This window comes from Mesorhizobium sp. ArgA1, assembly GCF_053714375.1.
In genome coordinates this window covers 225,854-245,448 of record NZ_JBSKBQ010000008.1, presented here as the reverse complement: position 1 = coordinate 245,448, position 19,595 = coordinate 225,854, and the positions used below count along the sequence as shown (strand labels likewise).

The 19,595-nt window shown below is 60.2% G+C and carries 23 protein-coding genes, 3 tRNA genes and 1 pseudogene; 12 read left to right on the top strand and 15 right to left on the bottom strand.

All coding sequences use genetic code 11. The features are described from left to right. Positions 1-77, bottom strand: a pseudogene (locus ACWGTI_RS19480) (GTP-binding protein); the annotation flags it as partial. A gap of 296 nt (positions 78-373) precedes the next feature. Here ACWGTI_RS19480 and ACWGTI_RS19475 point away from each other — a divergent pair. Further along, positions 374-1,261 (top strand): DMT family transporter, encoded by an 888-nt coding sequence (locus ACWGTI_RS19475; protein WP_454588610.1) that lies wholly within the window; start codon positions 374-376, stop codon positions 1,259-1,261. Positions 1,262-1,323: 62 nt separating this feature from the next. Here the strand turns inward: ACWGTI_RS19475 and ACWGTI_RS19470 are convergent, their stop codons facing one another. Next, a complete protein-coding gene (locus ACWGTI_RS19470; RefSeq protein WP_454588609.1) occupies positions 1,324-1,581 on the bottom strand; it encodes a GlsB/YeaQ/YmgE family stress response membrane protein in 258 nt (85 codons plus the stop codon). Positions 1,582-1,711: 130 nt separating this feature from the next. On the opposite strand from ACWGTI_RS19470, the gene ACWGTI_RS19465 reads away from it, so the two are divergent. Then, positions 1,712-2,173 (top strand): YidB family protein, encoded by a 462-nt coding sequence (locus ACWGTI_RS19465; RefSeq protein ID WP_454588608.1) that lies wholly within the window; start codon positions 1,712-1,714, stop codon positions 2,171-2,173. Between the two features lie 86 nt (positions 2,174-2,259). Here ACWGTI_RS19465 and ACWGTI_RS19460 read toward each other — a convergent pair. Further along, a tRNA-Gly gene (locus ACWGTI_RS19460) sits at positions 2,260-2,333 on the bottom strand. A gap of 29 nt (positions 2,334-2,362) precedes the next feature. Then, a tRNA-Tyr gene (locus ACWGTI_RS19455) sits at positions 2,363-2,447 on the bottom strand. A 212-nt stretch (positions 2,448-2,659) separates the two neighbouring features. On the opposite strand from ACWGTI_RS19455, the gene ACWGTI_RS19450 reads away from it, so the two are divergent. After that, on the top strand, positions 2,660-3,514 hold the full coding sequence (locus ACWGTI_RS19450) for a TrmH family RNA methyltransferase (RefSeq protein ID WP_454588607.1): 855 nt from the start codon (positions 2,660-2,662) through the stop codon (positions 3,512-3,514). A gap of 123 nt (positions 3,515-3,637) precedes the next feature. On the opposite strand, the gene ACWGTI_RS19445 is transcribed toward ACWGTI_RS19450, so the two are convergent. The 3 genes from ACWGTI_RS19445 to gcl form a co-directional block, all read right to left on the bottom strand. Further along, positions 3,638-4,558 (bottom strand): 2-hydroxy-3-oxopropionate reductase, encoded by a 921-nt coding sequence (locus ACWGTI_RS19445; RefSeq protein WP_454588606.1) that lies wholly within the window; start codon positions 4,556-4,558, stop codon positions 3,638-3,640. A 226-nt stretch (positions 4,559-4,784) separates the two neighbouring features. Next, the gene (gene otnI / locus ACWGTI_RS19440; RefSeq protein WP_454588605.1) at positions 4,785-5,582 is read right to left on the bottom strand and encodes a 2-oxo-tetronate isomerase; all 798 of its coding nucleotides are present in this window, start codon (positions 5,580-5,582) and stop codon (positions 4,785-4,787) included. A gap of 11 nt (positions 5,583-5,593) precedes the next feature. Continuing rightward, the gene (gene gcl, locus ACWGTI_RS19435) at positions 5,594-7,375 is read right to left on the bottom strand and encodes a glyoxylate carboligase (RefSeq protein WP_454588604.1); all 1,782 of its coding nucleotides are present in this window, start codon (positions 7,373-7,375) and stop codon (positions 5,594-5,596) included. A 204-nt stretch (positions 7,376-7,579) separates the two neighbouring features. Here gcl and bhcR point away from each other — a divergent pair, with 204 nt between their 5' ends. Beyond that, entirely contained in the window at positions 7,580-8,401 is an 822-nt protein-coding gene (gene bhcR, locus ACWGTI_RS19430) for an HTH-type transcriptional regulator BhcR (protein ID WP_454588603.1), read from the top strand. A gap of 41 nt (positions 8,402-8,442) precedes the next feature. Continuing rightward, entirely contained in the window at positions 8,443-8,901 is a 459-nt protein-coding gene (locus ACWGTI_RS19425; protein ID WP_454588602.1) for a hypothetical protein, read from the top strand. A gap of 57 nt (positions 8,902-8,958) precedes the next feature. Here ACWGTI_RS19425 and ACWGTI_RS19420 read toward each other — a convergent pair whose 3' ends face one another. Together ACWGTI_RS19420 and ACWGTI_RS19415 are read right to left on the bottom strand one after the other, a co-directional pair. Continuing rightward, positions 8,959-9,267, bottom strand: a complete 309-nt coding sequence (locus tag ACWGTI_RS19420; RefSeq protein ID WP_454588601.1) for a BA14K family protein — start codon at positions 9,265-9,267, stop codon at positions 8,959-8,961. A gap of 237 nt (positions 9,268-9,504) precedes the next feature. Continuing rightward, the gene (locus ACWGTI_RS19415; protein ID WP_454588600.1) at positions 9,505-9,672 is read right to left on the bottom strand and encodes a hypothetical protein; all 168 of its coding nucleotides are present in this window, start codon (positions 9,670-9,672) and stop codon (positions 9,505-9,507) included. Positions 9,673-9,830: 158 nt separating this feature from the next. Here ACWGTI_RS19415 and ACWGTI_RS19410 point away from each other — a divergent pair. From ACWGTI_RS19410 to ACWGTI_RS19395, 4 genes are all read left to right on the top strand, one after another. After that, positions 9,831-9,906 (top strand) — tRNA-Thr (locus tag ACWGTI_RS19410). A 99-nt stretch (positions 9,907-10,005) separates the two neighbouring features. Continuing rightward, positions 10,006-11,436, top strand: a complete 1,431-nt coding sequence (locus ACWGTI_RS19405; RefSeq protein WP_454588599.1) for a tyrosine-type recombinase/integrase — start codon at positions 10,006-10,008, stop codon at positions 11,434-11,436. Positions 11,437-11,548: 112 nt separating this feature from the next. Beyond that, on the top strand, positions 11,549-12,850 hold the full coding sequence (locus tag ACWGTI_RS19400) for a hypothetical protein (RefSeq protein WP_454588598.1): 1,302 nt from the start codon (positions 11,549-11,551) through the stop codon (positions 12,848-12,850). Between the two features lie 8 nt (positions 12,851-12,858). Next, positions 12,859-13,575, top strand: a complete 717-nt coding sequence (locus ACWGTI_RS19395; protein WP_454588597.1) for an SOS response-associated peptidase — start codon at positions 12,859-12,861, stop codon at positions 13,573-13,575. Positions 13,576-13,608: 33 nt separating this feature from the next. Here the strand turns inward: ACWGTI_RS19395 and ACWGTI_RS19390 are convergent, their stop codons facing one another. Beyond that, the gene (locus ACWGTI_RS19390) at positions 13,609-14,613 is read right to left on the bottom strand and encodes a hypothetical protein (protein ID WP_454588596.1); all 1,005 of its coding nucleotides are present in this window, start codon (positions 14,611-14,613) and stop codon (positions 13,609-13,611) included. Between the two features lie 492 nt (positions 14,614-15,105). Between ACWGTI_RS19390 and ACWGTI_RS19385 the strand changes: the two genes are divergently transcribed. The 3 genes from ACWGTI_RS19385 (at position 15,106) to ACWGTI_RS19375 (ending at position 15,979) form a co-directional block, all read left to right on the top strand. Continuing rightward, positions 15,106-15,285, top strand: coding sequence for a hypothetical protein (locus ACWGTI_RS19385; RefSeq protein WP_454588595.1), 180 nt, complete (start codon positions 15,106-15,108; stop codon positions 15,283-15,285). Between the two features lie 190 nt (positions 15,286-15,475). Then, the gene (locus tag ACWGTI_RS19380; RefSeq protein ID WP_454588594.1) at positions 15,476-15,694 is read left to right on the top strand and encodes a hypothetical protein; all 219 of its coding nucleotides are present in this window, start codon (positions 15,476-15,478) and stop codon (positions 15,692-15,694) included. 21 nt (positions 15,695-15,715) lie between these two features. Continuing rightward, positions 15,716-15,979, top strand: coding sequence for a hypothetical protein (locus tag ACWGTI_RS19375; RefSeq protein WP_454588593.1), 264 nt, complete (start codon positions 15,716-15,718; stop codon positions 15,977-15,979). Positions 15,980-16,031: 52 nt separating this feature from the next. On the opposite strand, the gene ACWGTI_RS19370 is transcribed toward ACWGTI_RS19375, so the two are convergent. The 5 genes from ACWGTI_RS19370 to ACWGTI_RS19350 form a co-directional block, all read right to left on the bottom strand. Continuing rightward, a complete protein-coding gene (locus tag ACWGTI_RS19370) occupies positions 16,032-16,604 on the bottom strand; it encodes a hypothetical protein (protein WP_454588592.1) in 573 nt (190 codons plus the stop codon). Next, entirely contained in the window at positions 16,597-17,217 is a 621-nt protein-coding gene (locus tag ACWGTI_RS19365; RefSeq protein WP_454588591.1) for a hypothetical protein, read from the bottom strand. The genes ACWGTI_RS19370 and ACWGTI_RS19365 overlap by 8 nt, the downstream gene beginning before the upstream one ends. 66 nt (positions 17,218-17,283) lie before the next feature. After that, positions 17,284-17,547, bottom strand: coding sequence for a DUF982 domain-containing protein (locus ACWGTI_RS19360; protein WP_454588590.1), 264 nt, complete (start codon positions 17,545-17,547; stop codon positions 17,284-17,286). Positions 17,548-17,575: 28 nt separating this feature from the next. Beyond that, entirely contained in the window at positions 17,576-18,385 is an 810-nt protein-coding gene (locus ACWGTI_RS19355; RefSeq protein WP_454588589.1) for a thermonuclease family protein, read from the bottom strand. Positions 18,386-18,525: 140 nt separating this feature from the next. Then, complete coding sequence (locus tag ACWGTI_RS19350) at positions 18,526-19,425, bottom strand: hypothetical protein (protein WP_454588588.1); 900 nt, start codon at positions 19,423-19,425, stop codon at positions 18,526-18,528. Between the last annotated feature and the right edge of the window lie 170 nt (positions 19,426-19,595).

Here is a 19,595-nt window from a genome sequence, read left to right as displayed (position 1 = left end):
GTCTTGCCATGGTCAACGTGACCAATCGTGCCGATGTTCACATGAGGCTTAGTGCGCTCGAATTTACCTTTTGCCATAGTCTCTTTCCTTGGACGGCCTTGACCTTCAGTTCAGTCGAATGCGGGGCGATTAGCGACTACGGCCGAAAAACACAAGTGCCTTGTGGCCGGCTGCGCTGTCCACTCGGTCAGAACCGATGATCCGATTGCGGGATATGGCGCTGATATAGGAACGCGCGACGGGAAATGAAATGGGGGCTGCAGGCTTCGCCGCCTGCCTGCAATTCCCGCCCATGTCCTGGCCTTTACCTGCCCGACGGGCAGCCCGCGCGTGGCCCATTGCCGCTGCGGCGCCGGTCTGATTTTCTCGTCCGATGCATTTCATCCCCACCTCCATACGCGGCCCGCTGTTCATGATCGTTTCGACGGGGTCCTATCTCGTCAACGACACGATGATGAAGCTCGCGACCACGGGCTTGCCGTCCTATGAAGTGCTGTTCCTGCGTGGGGTTGCGGCAACGCTGTGGGGCATGCCGCTGCTGTTCCTGCTGGGCTATGGCAGGCAGATCCCGCTGATCTTCGACAGCAAAGTGCTGCGCCGCAACCTGCTCGAGCTGGCGGCGATCCTTTGCTACGTGGTGGCGCTGGCCAACATGCAGATCGCGGATTCGACCGCGCTCGGGCAGATCACCCCGCTTCTGATGCTGGTCGGCTCTTCCATCCTGTTCGGCGAGCGGATCGGCGGCGTGCGCATGGCGCTGATCGGTCTTGGTTTCGTCGGCGCGGTCATGGTGGCGCAGCCGACCATGGAGGGCATCTCGGTCTATGCCTTGCTGGCGCTCGGCAACGCGGCATTGGCTGCGGCACGCGATCTCGCCGGCAGGCGGGTTCCGGCGGAGGTACCGGGCATGATCGTCGCCATTTCCGCCGTCGTGGTGGTGCTGATCGGCGCGGGTGCCGCGCATCTGGTTTCCGAGCGCTGGGTGATGCCGGAAGCCCGTCACCTGCTTTTGATGGCCGGCGCCGGGTTCTTCCTGATCTTCGGCCATTTCTTCATCTTCATGGCCTATCGCGTGGGGCCGACCGGCGTCGTGGCTCCGTTCTATTACTGCTTCACCGTCTGGGCGGTCATTTCAGGTGTGCTGGTGTTCGGACAGTTCCCGAATGCCTTGGCTGTGTGCGGCATCTTGCTGGTGGTGGCGAGCGGACTGACCATCGTGTCGCTGGATGAACGCAAGCGCAGGCTGACCGTCGTCGCCTGACCCCGAGAGGCAACGCATCGAAGCAGACCTGGCCGGAAAACCTTCTAGAGCAGGCTTGGCGCTTAAAGCGTCCGCTTGCCGCTGATCTGGTGATAGGCCCACAGCACGACGACCGAGCCGACGATGGCGACGATCAGGCTCCAGATGTTGAGGCCGGTGACACCCACGCCGAAGAGTTGACTGGAGATCAGGCCGCCGACGATGGCGCCGACAATGCCGAGCGCAATATCCATGATCAGGCCCTGACCGGTCTTGTTGACGATCTTGCTGCCGACGAAGCCGGCGATGGCGCCAAGGATGATCCAGCTGATGATGCCCATTTTTCCTCTCCATTCCCCTGCCGGCCGATCATGGTCACATGATTGTCAAAAGCTCAAGCCAACTTGAAATTCGGCCCGCATGCGCCATTCTAGCGATGGGACGGGCTTGGTCGCTATGGAGGATTGACCTATGGGACTTTTTGACAACGCCGTACCCGGCGGCAACATCACCAAGCCGTTGATGATCGCGCTCGGCGCGCTGCTGGTCGGAAAGATGCTGAGCGGCAGAAATGCCGAACAGCCTGACGAACCCGCCCAGCCTCAAACGCCCGTCCCCACCGGCACCACCGCTTCCGGCGACGGCGGCCTGCTCGGCGGGCTCGGCGGACTGCTCGACAGGCTGAAGGACGCCGGCCATGGCAACGTCGCTGACTCATGGGTCGGCACCGGGCAGAACCAGCCGATCAACGCCAACGATCTTGGCAAGGCGATCGGTCCGCAGGTCATCCGCGAGATCGCGCAGAGGACCGGGCTCGACGAGCAGGAGCTGCTCAAGCAATTGTCCACCGCCCTGCCCGGCATCGTCGACAAGCTGACGCCAAACGGCCAGGTGCCGCAGCAGCACCAGGTCGCGTCCGCATTCAACAACTAGGCGCCGCTGACCTTGGCCATCTGGACACTGCGGGCGCTTCAGCCCGCGCGGCGTCTTGGTGTCTGTCGGTCGAAGGGAAGGAAGTTTGGAGCGGGTAGCGGGAATCGAACCCGCATATTCAGCTTGGAAGGCTGCTGCTCTACCACTGAGCTATACCCGCGCGTCGTTTCAAGGCTCGCGGGCTGGCAGTGGTGGAGAGGGTTGGATTCGAACCAACGTAGGCTAAGCCAACGGATTTACAGTCCGTCCCCTTTAACCACTCGGGCACCTCTCCAGCCTGCCGTCGAAGCCTTGCAACGAGGCATTCTCGCCGATCCCGTTTGAACCCGAAGGTTTTCTCCGAAATCAGCGAAGCGCCTTATGGCGGCAAGGCCAGTGGGTGTCAACCGCACGTCTGGGCAAAATGCGCTGAATTTGACAGCCCGCCCGGCAAGCCGGCTTTCTGCCTGTATCCATGCCCCTGCGACACAGCTATAGAAGCCGGCCATGAGCAATGACAACACGCCCAAGACCGCCAAAGACACCCACTACGCCAAGCTGCGCCGCGCCCACCGCGACGAGAAAGCCGGCGGCGCGCCTGCCTTCCGGCCGCGCCAGCCGGTTCCGCCGGGCGAGAACGCCGCGGACGGGCTGGTGCGGCTTTATGGCCTGCACACGGTACGCGCAGCGCTCGACAATCCGCGCCGGCGGATCAAAAAGATGCTGGTGACGCGCAATGCGTCCGAGCGGTTAGCGATCGCCGATCTTGCGGCTCTGCCGTTCAAGGCCGAACTGGTCGAGCCGCGAGACATCGACAAAGTCACCGGTTCGGACGCCGTCCACCAGGGCGTGCTGATCGAGGCTGAGCCGCTAAAACCCAAGCGCCTCGACGCGCTCGGCGACACGAAACTGGTGCTGGTGCTCGACCAGGTCACCGACCCGCACAACGTCGGCGCCATCCTGCGCTCGGCCGTCGCCTTCGGCGCCGGCGCGCTGATCACCACGGCCCGTCACAGCCCGCAGGAATCCGGCGTGCTGGCCAAATCCGCATCCGGCGCGCTGGAACATATCGACCAGATCGAGGTGAAGAACCTGGCCGACGCGCTGGGCCAATTGCACGTGGCCGGCTTCCAGACCATCGGCCTCGATTCGGACGGTCCGGCCGAACTCGAGACGAGTTTTTCGGGCGACAAGATCGCGCTGGTGCTCGGCGCCGAAGGCAAGGGCCTGCGCCAGAAGACGCGCGAGACGGTCACCACCCTCGCCCGCCTCGACATGCCCGGCGCGATTCGTTCGCTCAACGTGTCGAATGCCGCGGCGGTGAGCCTATATGCGGCGCGGGCTTTCTTGAAGCGCGGCTGAGACGGCAGGCCGCCCAGGAGACATAACGAAACGAGAAACGGGCTCCGGCGACAGGCGCAGGAACCCGTTCTCTGATCGGACAAGATTTGGCAGCTTGGGAACGTTGCGCTGCCCTCTCCTGACTTATGCTGCTTTTCCTTTGGCTGCGGTTGCTTCGCTGCCGACCTCGAAATTCGCCATCCGCTCCAGCGCACGAACCAGTGCCGAGTGATCCTCCTTCGCCCCGCCATTCGCCGCGCAGGAGTTGAAAAGCTGCTGCGTGGTTGAGGTGTTAGGCAAGGCGACGCCGAGCGCCTTGGCGCCTTCCAGTGCGAGGTTAAGATCCTTCTGGTGCAGTTCGATGCGAAAGCCCGGCGCGAAGGTGCGCTTGACCATGCGCTCGCCATGCACCTCGAGGATGCGCGACGCCGCCAGCCCGCCCATCAGCGCCTGCCTGACCTTGGCTGGGTCGGCGCCGGCTTTCGATGCAAAAACAAGCGCTTCGGCGACGGCTTCAATGGTCAGCGCGACGACGATCTGGTTGGCGACCTTGGTGGTCTGTCCGACGCCGTTCGGCCCGACAAGCGTGATGTTCTTGCCCATCTTCTCGAACACAGGCTTGGCGCGTTCGAACGCCTTGTCCTCGCCGCCGACCATGATGGTCAGCGACGCCGCCCTGGCGCCGACCTCGCCGCCCGAAACCGGTGCGTCGAGGTAATCGCAGCCGAGATCGTTGATCTTTTTCGCGAAGGACTTGGTTTCGATCGGGGAGATCGAGCTCATGTCAATGACCAGTTTGCCCTTGCTGAGGCCGGCGGCAACGCCGTTCTCGCCGAACAGCACATCGGCGACCTGCGGCGTATCGGGCACCATGGTGATGACGATGTCGGCGGCTTTCGCCACCGCGGCGTGGCCGGTGACGGACTTCAGGCGGCCCTTGGCGATGAGATCGGCCGGCGGTTTCGAACGGTGGTCGCTGGCGACGACGGTGTAGCCGGCATCCAGCAGATGCCCCGCCATCGGCGCGCCCATGATGCCGAGGCCGATAAAGCCGATGGTTTCCATTGTGGTTCTCCGTCCTTTGTTAGGCCGCGTTCCTTCGCGCCCCCCTCTGGCCTGCCGGCCATCTCCCCCACGAGGGGGGAGATTGGCAGCTGTGGCGCCGGCTCCCTTCACCCAACGTGGTACATTGGCGAAAGCCGCGATGACATCTGATCTCCACCCTCGTGGGTGAGATGTCCGGCAGGACAGAGGGGGGCGCGAAGGATCGCTACTTCAATTGCGACAGCCCCTAAGCCGCCGCGCTCCCCCGCCCGGCACGCTCCCGAAACCACCCCAGCCCCGCCTCGGTCCCCGCCTTCGGCTTGTACTCAGCCCCCACCCAGCCGGAATAGCCGATCCGGTCGATGTGCTCATACAGGAAGGGATAGTTGATCTCGCCCGTCCCCGGCTCGTGACGGCCGGGATTGTCCGCAAGCTGGATATGCGCGATGCGGCCAAGGTTTGCCTCGATGGTACGGGCGAGATCCCCCTCCATGATCTGCATGTGGTAGATGTCGTATTGCAGGAACAGGTTCTTCGAGCCGACGCGGTCGACCAACGCCAGCGCCTGCTCCGAGGTGTTGAGGAAGAAGCCTGGAATGTCGCGCGTGTTGATCGGCTCGATCAAAAGCCGGATACCGGCCTGCTCCAGCTTTTCGGCGGCGAAGGCAAGATTCTCCGCAAAGGTGTTTTCCAGCACGGCGCGATCCGCTCCTTGCGGCGCGATGCCGGCAAGGCAATTGACCTGTTCGCAGCCGAGCGCATGCGCGTAGCTGATCGCCTTGGCGATGCCCTGCCGGAATTCCGGCACCCGGTCAGGCAGCACGGCAATGCCGCGCTCGCCCTTTGCCCAGTCGCCTACGGGCAGGTTGAACAGCACCTGGGCGAGCCCGTTCTTTTTCAGCCGCGCCGCGACCACATCGGGCGCATGGTCATAGGGACCGATATATTCTACCCCCTTGAAGCCGGCCCGGGCAGCGGCATCGAAGCGGTCGAGGAAATCATGTTCGCCGAAGAGCATCGACAGATTGGCTGAAAAACGCGGCATTCTTTTTCTCCCTAGTCCAACATGACGATCGCTGTCGGCGCATCCTCATGGCTTTCGGCAAGGTCCTCGAATTCGGTGATCTTGTCGATTTCCGTGCCCATGGAAATGTTGGTGACGCGCTCGAGGATGAATTCGAGCACCACCGGCACCTGATATTCCTTCATCAGGCGCTGAGCTTCCTTGAACGCGCCGGCGAACTCTTCCGGCTTCCGCACCCGGACCGCCTTGCAGCCCATCGCTTCGGCGACCGCGACATGGTCGACGCCGTATCCGGCCTCCGGATCGTTGGCGCGGTTGACGTTCTCGAAGGCGAGGCTGACCTCATAATCCATCGAAAAGCCGCGCTGCGCCTGGCGGATCAGGCCGAGATAGGCGTTGTTCACGACGACATGGATGTAAGGCAGCCTGTGTTGCGCGCCGACGGCCAGTTCCTCGATCATGAACTGAAAATCATAGTCGCCCGACAGCGCCACGATGGTGCGGTCCGGATCGGCGGCGCGCACGCCGAGTGCCGCCGGCAGCGTCCAGCCGAGCGGGCCGGCCTGGCCGCAATTGATCCAGTTGCGCGGCTTGTAGACATGCAGGAACTGCGCCCCGGCGATCTGCGACAGGCCGATCGTGGTGACATAGGTGGTATCGCGGCCGAACGCCTTGTTCATCTCCTCATAGACGCGCTGCGGCTTCAGCGGCACCTGCTCGAAATGCGTCTTTCGCTTCATCGTCTTCTTGCGGCCCTGGCATTCCTTCGCCCAATCCGACCAGTCGCGCAATTTGCCGGCCGTCTTCCACTCGGTGGCGATATCGAGCAGCATTTTCAGCGCCGCACCGGCATCCGAGACGACGCCGAGATCGGGCGCGAAGACGCGGCCGATCTGCGTCGGCTCGATATCGACATGAATGAACTTCTTGCCCTTGGTGTAGACATCGACCGAACCGGTGTGGCGGTTGGCCCAGCGGTTGCCGATGCCGAAGACGAAATCGGCCTCCAGCATGGTCGCATTGCCATAGCGATGCGAGGTCTGCAGCCCGCACATGCCGGCCATCAGCCGGTGATCGTCGGGGATCGCGCCCCAGCCCATCAGCGTCGGGATTACCGGAACGCCGGTGATTTCGGCAAATTCGATCAACAGGTCGGACGCATCGGCATTGATGATGCCGCCGCCGGCGACGATCAGCGGCTTTTCAGCCGCGTTGAGCATCGCAAGCGCCCTCTCGGCCTGGGCGCGCGTCATCGCCGGCTTGAACGGGACAAGCGGCTCATAGGCGTCGATATCGAACTCGATCTCGGCCAGTTGCACATCGACCGGCAGGTCGATCAGCACCGGACCCGGCCGCGACGAACGCATCAGGTGAAACGCCTTCTGCAGGGCCATCGGCACGAGATAAGGCTCCATGACAGTCACGGCCCATTTGGCGACCGGCGCGGCAATCGCGGCAATATCGACCGCCTGGAAATCCTCCTTGTTCAGCCGCGCCCGCGGCGCCTGGCCGGTGATGCACAGGATCGGGATGGAGTCCGCCGCAGCCGAATAGAGCCCGGTGATCATATCGGTGCCGGCCGGCCCCGAGGTACCAATGCAGAGCCCGATATTGCCTGCCTTCGCCCTCGTGTAACCTTCTGCCATATGCGAGGCCGCCTCGACGTGACGCGCCAGTATGTGGCGGATCGTGCCCCTCGCCTTCAGCGCTGAATAGAACGGATTGATCGCCGCGCCCGGCACGCCGAAGCCGCAGGAAATGCCTTCCTTTTCGAGAACGAGAACCGCTGCATCGACAGCGCGCATCCTGGCCATGTCCAGCCTCCGCAAGTTTGTTGGTTGGCTGACAATGCCAGTGCTGTTTCGATTTTTCAATTTTTTCAGAATATTTTTTCATTTAGAGAAAACCGCCTCTGATAGCTGATTTTATTTGGCTTTTCGTTTTCCAAGAATCCGGCAACGCAAACGAGTGAAAAACTTTTTCATTGCTTGTTCGGCGAATTCGGGGAGAATGACGCCATGGAAACCAGTGAAAAACGTCAGCGCGGCCGGCCGCGCGCCTTTAACGGGCCGGCCGAGGCCGGCTCGGTGCAGTCGCTCGACCGCGCCTTGCGCATTCTGGCGATTGTTGCCGAGGGCAGCGGCTTGTCTCTCAGCGAGATTGCCGGGCGCAGCGAACTTGCCGCCTCCACCGCCTATCGCATGCTAACCACGTTGCAGAACCACGGTATGGTCGAATTCGACACCAACCACCAGCTGTGGTCGATCGGGGTCGAGACCTATCGCATGGGCGCGGCCTTCCTGCGCAGCCGCAAGCTGGTCGACCGCGCCCGTGTCGTCATGCAGGAGCTGATGGAGAAGACCGGCGAGACCGCCAATCTTGGCGTCGCCGAAGACGACTGCGTGGTCTTCGTCAGCCAGGTCGAGACGCATCAGGCGATCCGCGCCTTCTTCCGCCCGGGCACGCGCAGCTCCTTCCATGCCTCGGGCATCGGCAAGGCGGTGCTGGCGCAGCTCGAGCCGGAACGCGTCGCCGCCATCCTGCGCAAATCGGGCCTGCAGCGCTTTACCGACAAGACATTGTCCGACATTTCGGCCCTCGCCCACGATCTGGCCGTCATCAAGCATCGTGGCTGGTCGGTCGACGATGAAGAGCGGCATCCCGGCATGCGCTGCGTGGCCGCCGCCATCTTCAACGAGTTCGGCGAACCGATCGGCGGTGTGTCCGTGTCCGGCCCGACGGTGCGGGTGACGCCCGAGCGGCTTGACGAGATCGGGCCGCTGGTGCGCGACGCCGCAGCGGAGGTGACGAAGATGATCGGTGGACATAGGTCAGGCTGATCGGCCGCCCGGCAGAGCGCTCCCGGTCGCATCCCGACTGCATGATCGTCTTGCCGCGATATCCGGATGCGTGCGAAAGGGCATGGATGCGGAAAACGGTTCAGATTTTGCTCGCGGCCTCGCTTTGCGGGTGCGTAGCGGCACCACCTCGCACCGATGCCAGTGGCCGTCGCGCCGATCCGATTGCGATCTCGCTCGCCCTGGAGGAGACCATCACCATTGGCGTGCGCCAGCACTTGAAAAACCCGGTGGCAGCGAGGTTTGGACCAATGCTTGCCGGTGAGCGCAAGGTGAACGGCCGCAAAGAGATCATGGTATGCGGCTCTGTCGATGACAAGAATGCTGCCGGCGGTTCTACTGGCTATGAGCCTTTCCTTGGCAAGATCTACCCGGATGCCGACAACAGCTTCGAACTCGCCGCAATGGGCAACACGTCGCAAGCCGAGATTGCGGATGCCTGCCGCGCGGCAGGGTTGCCGATCGACGCGCAGAAATCCTAGCGAAAAAATGAAAAAGGGGCTGTAGAGCCCCTTCTTCATTTGCCTGAAGCCGACGTGTCAGAGGCGGCAATAGTGGCGGTAGCCGTCATAGCCGACATAGGTGTCGGAGTACGGATCGTAGCTGGCGTAGCGGTTGGCGCAGCGGCGGACGTGCCAGGAACCACCTTCGTCATCGACATAGACGGTGCGCGGCTGCTGGCTGAGCAGGCTGCCGAGAACGAAGCCGCCAACGCCGGCGGCAATGCCGATGCCGATTTCGCGGTTGTGATGATGGCTGTGAGCGGCCGAAGGCTGCACGGTGCCGGCCAGCGAGGTGGCGGCGACGGTGCTGGCGATGAGGGCCGAAGCGATTTTGCGCGTGAACATGACGATCTCCTTGTTTCGTTGGAGAGGCGATCCATCCGCCTCTTGATCGTCTGTCGCAGCGAGCAGGAAAAAGGTTCGAAGGTTGTTTGAGATTTTTCTCGAGCCTGAAAAACCCTGCTGTTACCGGCTTTCATCGCTCTCCGGGCCTCGGCGCCACACAGTGCGAACAGGGAGTAGCGAATAGCGAGTAGGGAAAGGGCTTCCTATTCGCTATTCGCTATTCGCTATTCGCTTCGCTCAACCCATCCCCGTCACATGCCGCAGCCAGAAGGCGAGCACGACGAAGCCGACGATGGTGGCGATGCCGGTCCAGTCGATTTTGGCGCTCTTCACGTCCTTGATGAGCTTCACCACGAGCAACCAGGCGATGACGACGAGCGGGAGAATGATGACAAGTCTGATCATGCGAGCCCCCTAACCAGGCGATTGCATCTCCACGATATGTAGGAACAGGTTTGGCGGTTTTCAGCACGGCGCCGCCGGCCGGCCGGCTTGGTCCATTGGCAACCGAAAACGGAGTTTTGTCTTTACTGGCGCGGCAAATATGCTAACCGGAGCGCCATGCCCTTGTAGCTCAGCTGGTAGAGCAGCGGTTTTGTAAACCGAAGGTCGGCGGTTCGATTCCGTCCGGGGGCACCAGTTTCCACCCGACAATCCCCAGAAATCAAGGAACTCAAGGGTTTCAACGTCCCCCGAGGTACACCAAAAGGTACACCGAGGGGTACACGAAGGATGAAAATGGCACTGGAACATGTCCAGCCGCGCGGCAATCGGAAGGTCTATCGTCGGAAGGTGCCCAAGGCACTTCAAGGCATTCTAGGCAAGAAGGAGATGGTGCTTCGCCTCGGCAAAACCGACGCCGAGGTTCGCAAGCAGTATGACACCACCCACTCTGAGGCGGAGCAAATCTTCGCCAAAGCATGGGACGAGTTGCGTGGGGTGAAGGCAGCGCCAGCGAAGCTCACAGCGCGCGAACTGTTCGACCAAGCGACCAAGCGACTTCGGGACCTCGGCTTCAACCCGTATCGCGCTGGCAGCGGCGCGCCCGATGATCCTGATGAGCTTGCCGAATGGATCTCTCGCGAAGTCATCGCTGAGGAGATCGTCAAAGGTTATCCGAGGGATGAACAGACGGACCACCCCGTTGGCGTTTCTGACGAGGACCGGGCACTGCTGACGCTACTGACTTCCTCAAATACGCCCATCGGTCCCTCACCTACTCTAGAGGACGCCAAGCGGCGCTATCTGACGGACAGGTTCACCAAGACAAACCCCTCCGAGAAATCGAAGAAGCGGGACGAGCAACAAGCCGATCGCGTGGTTGGACATGTCATATCGGCTCTCGGCTATGATCCCGTGCTGGCGGACATGAAGCGCGCCGATGCAAGAACTGTTGCTAACGCCATGTTGAAGGAAATCCCGACTGCCGCGACCGTAGACCGATACCTCAATGTCGTGCGCGCAATCGTTGCCCACGGCATTCGCGAGTTCGACCTAACCGGCACAAAGAACCGATTCGAGAAGCTTGATGTTGCCGACAGCAGTAAGGAACCGGACAAGCGAAAGAGGCTCCCCTTCACTGCCGAGCAGTTGGCAGCGACGCGGGAGCGGGTACTTGATCGCGCTGCCAGCGATCTCCAACAGATTTGGAGGCTCCTAGAAGGCACCGGCTGCCGTCTATCTGAGATTACTGGGCTTCGGGTCAGGGACGTTATGCTGGAGGCACAATATCCGCATATCGACGTAGAGTGGCATGACGAGCGCCGGGTCAAGACCCAGGTGTCTCGCCGGAAGGTCCCGCTCATCGGTGACGCCCTCCAGGCAGCGCGAGAGGCTGTCAAAGCGGCAGGCGACAGCAAGATGCTATTCGCCCGTTACGGTCACGAAGGCGGCGGCGACAAAGCCTCGGCGGCGCTAGGAAAGCACGTCAGAGCTGCCGTGACCGACAAGAAGGTGACCACCCACTCGTTGCGGCACCGCATGGAGGATTTGCTGGTGATCGCTTGGGTCCCGGAGAAGCTCAAGCGGTCGATCATGGGTCACTCGGGGGGCGGCGCTGGGGACAACTACGGGGGCGAAGAGGCGCGGCTTAAGGTGGCGACCGAGGCGATGCTGAAGGCCCTTGGGAAGAACGACGCATCGAGAGACCTACCGCAGGGGCCGAATTAACGTAGTACTGCATAGCGAGTGATATGAAGGAGGCGCACCGGTGCCTATAAGGACTCTAGATCGCTGGCGACATCTACTTAAGCCGCTTCCAATTACGCTCGACTGCCCTACCATGAAGATGATCGGTCGTGACTTTGAACCGCCCATTTTTACAGGTTCCGGTCGCATCGTGATCAAGAGTTTCACCGGCATTGAGTACCGGATGTATGCCACCCCCTTGGAAGGTGGTGACGCCTTCAGGCGCCTCGTTCAGATGGAGAAAGACCCCTACGACGCCACTAGTCGCTTTCGCCTGATTGCCACGGATATCCAAGGAACTGAATGGGCAGCGGGTTGGACACATCCACAGCTAGGAGAGACGAAGAGCGGCGTCTGGGAGTTGTTCGGTGATCTACACTCCTTACTAACAGGAGCTTCCGGGCCGTGGGTGTCCGACGAATCTGGAGTGGAACTAGTCTTCCAGCCTGAGCTTCGGCTGCCTGTGGATACGCCCGTGGTCACGGTCTCCACGCTAGAGGGTGTGGAGATCGAACGGGGTTGGCGCCTCGCCAAACGGACCGTAAAAGTTCTTGACTCAGAAATCGAATTTTTTCGCACCAAACGAGGTGGCTCTCTCTGGATAACCGCGCGATCATCAAAGGCATTACCGCACCCGTACACCGAGAATTGGCTTGGTGAGCCGTTGCGAATCTTGCTCGGTCAGTTGAGCTATCCACGCCTAGTTGCCCGCAACTTTGGTGGAGGCAGGGCGCAAGTTTCGTTACGGCCATCTCCGAGGCAATTCAGAGATTCGGCCCTCGCCTCGCTCGTGGGCGGAAACCCACTCGAGGCCAAACCGGACTTCTGGACGCTATACGGGAAACTGCTCGAATTTATCGCAAACGCCCGTGATGAGAGCGGTCATCCGAATTTCGAAGCACATCTACTTACCCGCCTCTACGAGGAAATCATTCAGGCTACACAAGGGTCGCGATGGGTGCTTTGCCTCACGCTGGCGGGTGTCGCAGAAGGCCTCACGAAACTGCTAATGGGTCCGACTCCCCTAAAGGCCGACTACCCCGAGGAGGATCTAGAAAGCATTCGCGCCCACGTCGCCGCCTGGAAAGGCAACGCGGAATTAAAGTCGCGTCTGCTTAGCGCGATTCGCAACGCTGGAGTACGGACCGTCGGCAAATTCCTTCGAGACCTTCAGCAAACGGGCGCCCTTACTGCCGCCAATGTCGGTGCTTGGTCTGATCTGCGTAATCACGTGATGCACGGGAATTTGGTTTCGCCTTACTCCACAAGGGAGGAGGATCAAAGCATCGTCGACTTAGCCGATCTGGTTCATAGATTGACGAGAGCAATTGTCGGGATCGACGCTGGGCAACCGACTACCATTGACTCCAGCCCACCTCACGAAGGCAAATCTTAGAGGCGACCGTGTGCAATCTCTACAACATCACCACCAGCCAGGACGCCATCCGCGAGTGGACCCGCGCCATGCGCGATATCATGGGCAACCTTGAGCCGTCGCTAGATGTCTACCCCAACATGCCGGGCGCAGTGGTACGCAACGCCCCCGACGGTCAGCGCGAGCTTGCCAAGCTGCTGTGGGGGATGCCGACGCCACCCGAGCGGGTCAAGGGCAAGGCCGACTACGGCACCACGAACATACGCAATCCTCAGTACGGCCACTGGCAGCAGTATGTTGGTGTCGAGCATCGCTGTGTGGTGCCAGTAACCAGCTTCGCGGAGCCCAGCCCAACGCCGGCCGATAAGGACGCCGAGACCGGCATTCAGCGGAACTATTGGTTCGCTCTCAATGAGGACCGTCCGCTGTTCTTCTTCGCGGGCCTATGGACGCGTTGGCAAGGGGTGCGCAAGGTCAAGGACGGCCCAGGCGACTTCGAGCTTTACGGCTTCATGACGACCACGCCCAACGCCCTCATCAAGCCAATCCATGAGAAGGCCATGCCCGTGATCTTGAGGACGCAAGAGGAGACGGAGACATGGCTGAGTGCCCCCTGGTCGGAAGCAAAGCGGCTACAGCGCACCGCACCTGATGATGCCCTAGTGATTGTCGAGAAACCAGCCACCCAGATCAAGTTTCCATCGCAAGGGGGTACAGCAACCAATGGCCAGTTGTCTTTGTTGTAGGGGCCACACGCACTGTCACCGCCTCGCGTGGCCCTAGACGCTTCGACCCGCGATTATCGCCACCACAGCAACAGCCGACGAAGTCGCCTCTAGGCAGAGAGCCGCCATCTGCCGCGTTGCCGTGCGACGGTGTTGCAAATGCACAGCAAGGTCGACTGCGGCCCGAGTGTGGGTTCTCACCTCTTTGTACCCGTCCCCCGGTAGCCTGTACCTGACATAAGCCTCCAGCATTCTCTTCGCATCAGTAGGACTCGGCTTCACACCGTCGGCGCTCTCATGGATTCCTTCGACGTAGACTGCTTGCCCGAGGGAGATCAGGACCTCACGGCAGACCAACCCGATGGCCTGCCAGTCCTCTTCCGCCGAGGCCGTCGAGAATTGCGTGCGGGCCTTCGCAAGGGAACGGTCGACGCGCTCCCATCCGGTCGGCTCCCGCTCCCCGACCGGACTCGGGTTGTGGACGCGGCCCACGGCGACAGCCAACGGTCCCGCGAAGAGGCTGCGGACGTATTCTCTCCGGGGTTGGTAGGCATCCATGCCTTCCGCTTTCCAGAAGCGGTAGAAGTCCCACAAGCTCTCGTGAGGGTTCTCGTACTTGATGCCCGTGGCCGCGCATCCCTCGACGAGCCGGAACTGCCGTGCGACGTAGTAGTCGTCCACCTCCTGGATACCGCCTTTCCCCGTGGCGACGGCAGTCATCATCGCGCGGTGGATGACAAGGTCGGGCAGAAGCGTGACCGGACCTTCCAAGGACTCACCGGCAACCTTGACGATGATATCAGTGGGTGCGCGATAGTCGGAGCCGGATTTCTTGCTAACCGCCGCCTCGGCGATGCGCTTCCGGTCGATGTCCGACAGAGTGGTCAGGGCCTCCGCAAAAGGCTGCGGGGCGCGCACGACTACGACCCATTGGCCGCTCCCGAAATCGCCTAGCTGGACACCTGTCTCCACCCGCGCATGCAGGAGCAGCGCCGAAAGATCGCCGCGCCGCAAGCTGTCGAGGTAAGCCCTCGCGTTCTCTCCATCCGAATCGGTCATCCCAGCAAGCCCGTACTGTAGAGGTTACGATTACCCTCCACCTGAACGATTTGGCAATGTGGGACCGAGCTCACAGCCACAAGTGCAGACCACGCGCCGCACCATCTTAATCTCGGCAAGCTCCTAACTCGAATGCCCTGCCGCTCTCGTGCTGTCGGCTTCTGCGTCTCGGCGTGCATGTAGTCATTCTTGCCGCACCGTTTGCAGCTCATTTTGCTTCCCACCGTATCGGCCTCGATGTCCCCGAAGATTTCCCTCAGATCGCTCGGCTGATACCACCGCTTGACGTTACACAGCCCACAGCGGACCAGCACGAGCTGCCCAGTCTCATGAGCATTGCTGAGCTTCCATTCGCCACCGCGCTTTCGACGTCCACCAGTATCAGGCATGATCCAAAATAGGAACTCATTCCTCTCCGGGTCAATCTGCTCTTGACATCTATGTTCTCTTTTTGTTCACTGCGGGCAGGGAGTGTGGTTGGAGGTAATCGCCATGGATCAGATTGTGACGCTTAACAGCCGCCAAGAGGCTAGCCTTCAAGCCCTCGCCGATAAGTTCGTTGCCGTCCACAAGGGCGACGTGATGAAGGCGCTCAAGGAAATGATCGTCCTCAATAGCCGACTTCAGGACCAGCTTGACACTCACTCCGCTCCGCGCCGCCGGCAGGGGTAATAGACATGAGTGACGAAATCATCCTCCCGAGGCCAGACTACGCCACAGCGCCCGGCGTCCAGCACCATTGGTGCGAGCATCCTGGCTGCTGCAGGGATGCCGGCTGGGGTTTCGCAAAGCCAAAGCAGGCACCGCATTGGTTCTGTTTCGAGCATCGCGGCGATGGTGAGAGATGCCTGTGAGGTAAGCAATGCCAGTCGAGCAACAGCAAGCCGATCCTCCCGCCATGGACTGGGAGCTTGCGGCCGATGAAGTCATTGCAACTTGCGGCGGGGACCCCAGAGAGGCCGTGAAGGCGCTCCTCGCCGCCAACGCTTCATTGGAACGCGAGGTGGCGCTGTGGGCTCCTGCGGTGAGCTATGGCTTCAGCCGGGGGTGGCATCGACGGAAGCGCGGCGGGACCGACTGACTATCACCGAAGGCCAACACCATGTCAGACCACATTCTTCCCCAGCAGAAGTCCCCTAAGCTGATCGTCGTCGCCGCCTTTGATCGCGATGAGACCGGCGAGCTCCTGCCTGTCTATGGGCCAGCCGAGCAGCAGACCGAGGATCGGGCAATCAGGACCGCAAAGGGCTTGGCGGGGAAGCACGCCGGGGTCATCGCGTGGTCACGGGAGGCCAACCCGGCGCTTGGCGAATACGGGGAACCGACCACGCTTTTTGTGGGTGGCGACGTGCCGGACATGGAGTAGCGTTGCCGTCCGTGCCGACCAATCACGAAGAATTTGGCGCGTAAACAAAGCCTTACTGCGAAGGCGCCTTGATAACTCCGATCCAAGCTTGGTCAAATCCAACCTTCGGAAGGACAACATACTTTTGGCCACATACAGAGTAAGGTGCGACAGACGCATTGTTCCATTGGACCCAAGTTGAGTCTTTTGGTGGCGCGATCGCCTGACTGTACCCCTCCGCAGCTTTCAGGAACACCGTTCCCACATCTACTTTGCTGATGTCTTGGCCGACCTTGGCGGTCACTTCTGCGACCTGCGACTCAACATCATTGCATGCGAGATTGAAAACTGGGGTTTTCTTCGGAGCCTCGTCTTTACAATACAACGGTGAAGGCATGAGGTCTGATGAATCGACCATCTTGACCTTGCCCGTACATGGTTGAAAATTCGCCTTATCTCCAGCTCGGGACAACACATACCCCACAACTCCGCCACCTCCCAGAAGCTCGTAGGGGCCCTCCAGAACGGCGACCCCAGAGACGATCTCAGCTACTTTTTGGTCGTCCGAAGTAGCCTGCTGCGCGGTAACATCACCCAAAGGGAACATGGCTAATGTGATAGCCAAAAAAAGCCGTCTATTATTCACAATTCTTCTCCCCAGCCTCAGGTTCTCGACGTTTGATTGCCGAGTAAATTATGGCACCGGTGTTAGAGACTACGAACATCCTACCGCGTTCACATGGATAGTACTTATCCCGGCACAACAGATACATACGATCAGGCAAGCCGATGATCTGGCGAAGTCCGCGCCTGTCTCGACACTTCTCAAAGGCGTCATAGGCTTCATCTTGATGTGGCGTGATGAGAACGGGGACCGAGAATGCCTTGTCCCCGGTCCACACGAATTGTGCCATGGTCCTCGCTTCATTTTGAGCGGCGTCCCTGATGACGAATAGAAAAATGACGAGGCCAACCAGTGACGCGACGAGCAAGATCTGATTTCGGCACTCCTTTTCTCGGAAATATTCAGAAGCCAGCCAACCAGCCAAGCAAATGGCAAGGAAAAACAAAACCCTAGGGGACTTGAGAGGCGAGAACGCATACACCAACACAGTGGGCAGGGGGACGGTTACCTCAGTGGCGTCCACTCCAAACTCGCCGATGTAGCTCGAGATATACGCCCAACCACTGAAGAACACTATCGCAATCGGCAGTACAGCTATTACTGCGTCGACCAGTGCGCCTCTGATCCCGTTCATGATGATCCCCCCGTGAAACGCTAGCATTTCCGCTTCATTTAGACGAGAGCAGACGAGTAATCTTCACTACTGCCTGCTTACTGATGAGTGATCGGACGAGAGTCCCCCCTGTTCCTCGGCAGCGGCCAGGAAAGCATTGCGGACCTCTTGAGCTGTCGCTTGGTCAGCCAAGGCTGCCATGCAGGTTTCCACCGCCTGCTTCCACTTAGGGCCACGTTTGGTCCACTTCAGGAGTTCCTCGGCGGCACCCTCGACGTGATTGACGCCATAGCGGAGCCCAGGTCGATCCGTCCTGACATAGACCGGAGGGTTGAACCAATGGAGAGCCATTAGGTGATCGGGCTCCAAGTGGCCACTGCTATCCGCACCAAGGGCGAGGCGTCGGCGGGCAACTCGTCGAGCCGCAGGTGAACGGTACTGCCAACCCTTCGGAAATCAGTACGTCCCCCACATTTTGGCCATTGGCGAAGAGCGAGCCGCAGCTCCGCCCATAGTTGCAGCGGTTGGTGCCCTCGGCTCCCGGCGGGCAGGCACACGGGACCATTTCCAATTCGAGCTTTGTGGAGGCGACCAGTTCGGTCAGGCGTGCCTTCGCTCGACGCCCAAGGTCTGCTTCAACCGTGCACCTCGGCTCGATGCTCTCAGGCGCGTTGAAGCCCACCAGCCGGGTTCCCTTCGCCGCGCCGTCGAGGCGGATGGTGTCCCCGTCCGTGACGGTGAACTGCGATCTTGCGAGCGGCATCCGGTCCCCCGTGCTTGATCTCGCGAAAGACGGCATGGTGGGCCAAGAGATGTGCCCGCCCTTCTCGACGTATGAGTAGATCAGTGAGCCGACGATCAGGGCCAGGGTGAAACCGAAGGCTCTGGTGAACCTCGCCCCCAAGTACCGGGCTTCGCGAGCGAGGGGGCTTCGTGACCGCCGAGATCGCCAGTGGGCCGACGACGAGGGCCCGTGCTGGCGCGGCGGGCGTGGTTCTGATGTGGTTGGTGGCGCGGAGCCCATGATCTCGTAGAGCTTCGCCCACTGCTTTGCGCTCAGTCGGGTGCGTGGGCCGTACTTCGTCAGCCGCGCGTGCATGTCGAGCAGGAATTGCCGCTGCCATTGGCTAAGACGGCCACGAACAAGAGCAGCCTCAATACGGGACTTCAGATCGTCCTCGGGCTCCATTCCGGTTTCCCCGCGCGTCCCCCACAATACTGAGCAGCCGGCGGGGTGTGAATAGGTTCGGAGAAACCTACAGACCGGGGATCGTGACGCCTCTCCCTTTTGTCCTCCAGAGCTTCCGTGCAGCAATTCACTGCACAGCGTCACTTCTCTGCTTGAACTTGACCCATGTCCTTCATGAACGCGCGTATCGCCTCAGCGTTCTTTTCTGCCTCCTCGCCCACACGATTGGCCTCTGCCTCAAGGCCCTTGTAGTTTGTGGTATACTCCCCTGCGAAGCCGGCCATACCGAGCTTAGCATATTGGACCGTGTGTTGCATCTCATGGGCCCAGAAAAATATGTTGTCATCTGCTGGCATAGATGAAAAAACAATAATATTATCAACGGTAACCGCATGCTGACCGTTGAAGGTTTCTTGGAACTTATTTATTATTGCGGGAACATTTCCCCCAAAGTCATCAACAACATACCTTGCCCTTTTTATTACCCCTGGCGGAAAAGTCTTCAAAAGTAGAATTTTGACGTTGGAAGGTATAGGAGCTGCCTTATCCTTATAATAATCTCTCGCCTGAATTAGTAATGTCAATAAAGGTTGACCAGCAAGTTCCTTTAAAGTGTCATCTAAATTCTTTGGACCCGACAAAAGCTCTACGATCGCGGCGGGAGCTGCCCGTGATATTTGCTCCGGCAGATGTAGCACCTCGATGACATCGACAGCGTCATTGCCGATAACGTCTCTTAGCTGATCAAAGAAAGAGTTCTCTACCTCGGTTTGTATTTGAGGAGCGCTTGCCAAGGTTTTTGCGTCATCCACACGCGATTTTACTTCATCTCCGATCGCCTTGTCGACTGGTTCCCCCTTTATGACACGCTCGATTACACGAGCGGATGGCGGAACGGTGTCGACTTTTACCGGGCCAACCTCGACCCTACCGTTTGACCTGACTACGATGCGAGGTCCCCATTGCTTTGCCGACGCCTCGTTGGCCAGGGCTGCAACACTCAACACGGAAACCAACGATAGAAAGATGATTCTGAACATTATTTCCTCCCCAGGGATATAGCCGATAACAGAAAGCCATCATCACAGGCACCCCAGATGACTCATCATCATCCAAAGCCAAAACGCCAGAAATGCATTTTCCAGAGCAGCCACTTCCGAAGAAACATTCGCTTCAGAAAGTCGCGAACATTTATCTCGATGATCCCTCT